The following is a 3783-nucleotide window of genomic DNA, read 5'->3' on the forward strand; positions in this document are numbered from 1 at the left end:
GGCGACCCGCCGCTCCAGTTCGTCCGACGGCGCGAGCAGCGTGCGCGCCAGCGCGCGGTCGACGTTGCCGAGCCCGCGCGCGATCCACGGCAGCAGCGGCCAGAGGACGAGGAGCGAGACGAGCATGGAGACGAACGTGAACCAGACCCAGGGGAACCGGATCAGCGCGTAGAGCGCATGCCGCCATCCCACGGGGTCTTTCAGGTGCGCCCACAGCCACGGCAGTGCGCCCGGCGCCTCGGCGTGCACCGGGCTCGGCTCGTCGATCCGTACGCCGAGGAGCCGCCGGACCCTTCCCCGCTCCAGGGTGCCGAACCGCCGCAGGCAGAGCAGGCAGACGGCGATGAGCGGCAGCCCGACGAGCGTCACCGAGAGCCCGACCCCGACGCTGAGCATGACGAGGGTGAAGAGGAAGGCGACCGTGTCCGGGAGGGGGTTGCTGACCAGGTGGGCGACCTCGCGCCAGGTGGCACCGGTCAGCGGAGGCCGGGGCTGCGGGAGCTCGACGCGCGCAGCCGTTCGGTCGTGGCCCTCCCCGGCCGACGGTGCTTCGGGGTGCGGCCGGGGACCCGCGGTGGACCTGAGGGGAGGGCTTGGGCTCATGGCGTCAAGAGTGCCGGGCGCGGGGCGGAGGCGCCATGGGGTGCGGTGCCTGTTCGGTGGTGGGGAGAACCCCACCGCGGCGCACGGCCCGTGGGTGGCCGCGTATAGAACCGTATCGCCGCAACCTCTAGACTCCGCACGGACAGATCGCCGCCGGCGGCACGGGACCGGACGCGTAGGTTCCGGCCGGGAGGGTGCGCAGGAGGGGGCCGACCGCGGGCAGCGCGTCGACGCAGACCGGACCGAGAGAGCGAGTGAGGGCGGGCAGACGTGCCGGACTACTTCAGCGCCTACTCGGTCGTCGGCCTGGTCGCGGTGGTCGGGGTCGCCTTCGTCGCGGTGGCCTTCGCCGCCGGGCACCTGCTGCGGCCCGTCGTGCCGACGCGGGAGAAGATGCTCACCTACGAGTGCGGCGTCGACCCCGTCGGTGAGGACTGGGCGCACACCCAGGTCAGGTACTACGTCTACGCCTTCCTCTACGTGGTCTTCGCGGTCGACTCGGTCTTCCTCTTTCCCTGGGCGACGGTCTTCGCCGCCCCCGGGTTCGGCGGCGTGACGCTGGTGGAGATGTTCGTCTTCCTCGGCTTCCTCGCCGTCGGCCTGCTGTACGCATGGAAGAAGGGCGTCCTGGAATGGACGTGAGCCAGCAGGGGCAACCGGACGCCGGCGCCGAGGGGCAGCCGGGCGCCGTCGACCTGCCCGCACCCGTACTCCCCTCGGCCTCCCGGCTGGGCGCGCTCTCGCGCCTGGCGCCCGAGCCGATGAAGGTGGTACTCAACTGGGGCCGCCGCTACAGCCTGTGGGTCTTCAACTTCGGACTCGCCTGCTGCGCCATCGAGTTCATCGCCGCGTCGATGTCGCGGCACGACTTCATCCGCCTCGGCGTGATCCCGTTCGCGCCGGGCCCCCGCCAGGCCGACCTCATGGTCGTCTCGGGGACGGTCACCGACAAGATGGCGCCCGCCGTGAAGCGGCTCTACGAGCAGATGCCGGAGCCGAAGTACGTCATCTCCTTCGGCGCCTGCTCCAACTGCGGCGGTCCCTACTGGGATTCGTACGCGGTGACGAAGGGCGTCGACCAGATCGTCCCCGTCGACGTCTACGTACCGGGCTGCCCGCCGCGTCCCGAGGCACTCCTCCAGGGCATCCTCAAGTTGCAGGAGAAGATCGCCGCCGAGTCCGCGGCCGAGCGGTACGCCGGGCGCCCGAGCGCACGGCAGCTCGGCAGCCCGCTCGTACGGCCGCCGCAGCCGGGAGGCGAGCGATGAGCGCCGAGGAACCCGCGGGCTGGCTGCCGTGGAGCGCCGGGGCCCTCTTCGGCCCCGGTGCCGAGGCGACCGAGGCGTACGGACTCCTCACGGTCGACGTCCCGGCCGACACCTGGCTCGACGCGCTCACCCGCGCCCGCGACCGACTGGGCTGCACCTTCTTCGACTGGCTGAGCGCGGTCGACGAGCCCGCGCTGGGCTTCCACGTGTGCGCACACGTCGCCGCCCTCCCGCAGGAGCAGGGCGCGGGGGTCCGCACCCTGCTCCTCCGCACGACGGTGCCGCACGAGGCCCCGTCGCTGCCGAGCGCGACGGGCGTGTGGGCGGGCGCCGCCTGGCACGAGCGCGAGACGCACGAGATGTTCGGCATCGACTTCCCCGGCCACCCCGACCTGACGACGCTGCTGCTCCCCGACGGCTTCGAGGGGCACCCCCTGCGGAAGGACTTCGTGCTCGCCTCGCGCGTCGTCAAGCAGTGGCCGGGCGCGAAGGAGCCGGGCGAGTCGGGACACGGCGGCCCGAAGCGCCGCCAGATGCTCCCGCCCGGCGTCCCCGACCCCAACGAATGGGGCCCGCAGAAGGGGCAGTTGCCCCCGCTGCCCGGCCGCCCGACCCGCGGCGGACGCAGCGGCGAACGGCCCACGCGCCCCCGGCGCAACCGCAGCGCGGGCGCCGGCTCCGCGAGCCAGCGCCCCGAGGAGAGCACGGGCGCCGAGGCGGCACCCGACGCGACACCTGCACGCCCGCCGCGCGGCGGCCCCCGGCGCAACCGCAGCGCGGGCGCCGGCTCCGCGAGCCAGCGCGCGGCCGACGCTGCGAACGCCCCCCAGGCGTCCACCGGTTCGCGCCCCGACGCGACCGATTCCGGCACTCCCGGGACCGGCGCGACCGCCCCCCGCAGCCCGGACGCACCGTGGCACACCGCCGACCAGCAGCAGCCCCGGGGCACACCGGAGCCCGCCGAACCGGCGACGCCCGACGCGGCAACCGGCGCCGGGCCCGACGGGGGAGCGGGTGCCGAGCCCGACGGGGGAGGGAGCGCCGCTGCCGGTGCCCAAACGCGGTCGGGCGAACCCGAGTCCGAGCCGTTGCCCGGTGCCGAGCAGCCGTCCGGCGAGTCCGAGTCCGCTTCGGCACCCGGTGTCGAGCGGTCGCCGGGCGCCAGGGCGTCCGCGGCGGAGAGTGGCGTCGAGGTGCCGTCGAGTGCGCCTGAGTCCGCCGCGGAACCCGACGCCGAGCAGCCACCGAACGAACCGGCGTCCGATCCGGAGCCCGGCGCCGAGCAGCCGCCGAACGCACCGCCCCCCGACGACACCCCCCACCGCGCAGAGGGGGACGACCGCTGATGGACGTGCTCGACACCGTGTGGCGGCTGCTCGCACTGCTCGTGGCGTTTCTCGTGCTGCCGCTGCTCGTGGGGCAGTTGGAGCACAAGGTGATGGCGCACATGCAGGGGCGGCTCGGCCCCATGTACGCGGGCGGGTTCCACGGCTGGGCGCAACTCGTCGCGGACGGGGTGAAGTTCGCGCAGAAGGAGGACGTGGTGCCGGCCCGCGCGGACCGGCGGGTCTTCCAGCTCGCGCCCGCGGTGGCGCTGCTGCCGTATCTGCTGGTGCTCGTCGCGGTGCCGGTGGCGCCGCACGGCGGGGTGGTGCAGGCGCTCGACGCGGGGTTGTTCTTCGTGCTCGCCGTGCTCGGCGTCGGGGTGCTCGGCTCCCTCATGGGCGGCTGGGCGTCGGCGAACAAGTACTCGCTCCTCGGCGGGATGCGTACCGCGGCCCAACTCATGGCGTACGAGCTGCCGATGCTGCTCGCGGCCGCCTCGGTGGCGATGGCGGCGGGGACGCTCTCGCTGCCCGGCATCCTCGCGGAGTGGGAGTGGTGGTGGCTGCCGTGGCAGATCGTCGGCGGG

5 protein-coding genes are annotated in these 3783 nt (G+C 74.3%); 4 read left to right on the forward strand and 1 reads right to left on the reverse strand.

The window, feature by feature from the left end; genetic code table 11:
- Positions 1 to 603: sensor domain-containing protein (locus UWG_RS30840; RefSeq protein ID WP_016909607.1), on the reverse strand; the 603-nt coding region annotated here is incomplete at its 3' end.
- A gap of 270 nt (positions 604 to 873) precedes the next feature.
- Here UWG_RS30840 and UWG_RS0123260 point away from each other — a divergent pair.
- The 4 genes from UWG_RS0123260 to UWG_RS0123275 form a co-directional block, all read left to right on the forward strand.
- Positions 874 to 1245, forward strand: a complete 372-nt coding sequence (locus UWG_RS0123260) for an NADH-quinone oxidoreductase subunit A (RefSeq protein WP_016909608.1) — start codon at positions 874 to 876, stop codon at positions 1243 to 1245.
- Complete coding sequence (locus tag UWG_RS0123265; RefSeq protein WP_016909609.1) at positions 1236 to 1871, forward strand: NADH-quinone oxidoreductase subunit B; 636 nt, start codon at positions 1236 to 1238, stop codon at positions 1869 to 1871. Before UWG_RS0123260 ends, UWG_RS0123265 begins: the two co-directional genes overlap by 10 nt.
- The gene (locus UWG_RS0123270) at positions 1868 to 3217 is read left to right on the forward strand and encodes an NADH-quinone oxidoreductase subunit C (protein ID WP_016909610.1); all 1350 of its coding nucleotides are present in this window, start codon (positions 1868 to 1870) and stop codon (positions 3215 to 3217) included. The genes UWG_RS0123265 and UWG_RS0123270 overlap by 4 nt, the downstream gene beginning before the upstream one ends.
- On the forward strand, positions 3217 to 3783 hold a 567-nt coding region (locus UWG_RS0123275), incomplete at its 3' end, for a complex I subunit 1/NuoH family protein (protein ID WP_016909611.1). The genes UWG_RS0123270 and UWG_RS0123275, both read left to right, overlap by 1 nt.

It is taken from the genome of Streptomyces xiaopingdaonensis (assembly GCF_000262345.1).
Lineage (GTDB): Bacteria > Actinomycetota > Actinomycetes > Streptomycetales > Streptomycetaceae > Streptomyces > Streptomyces xiaopingdaonensis.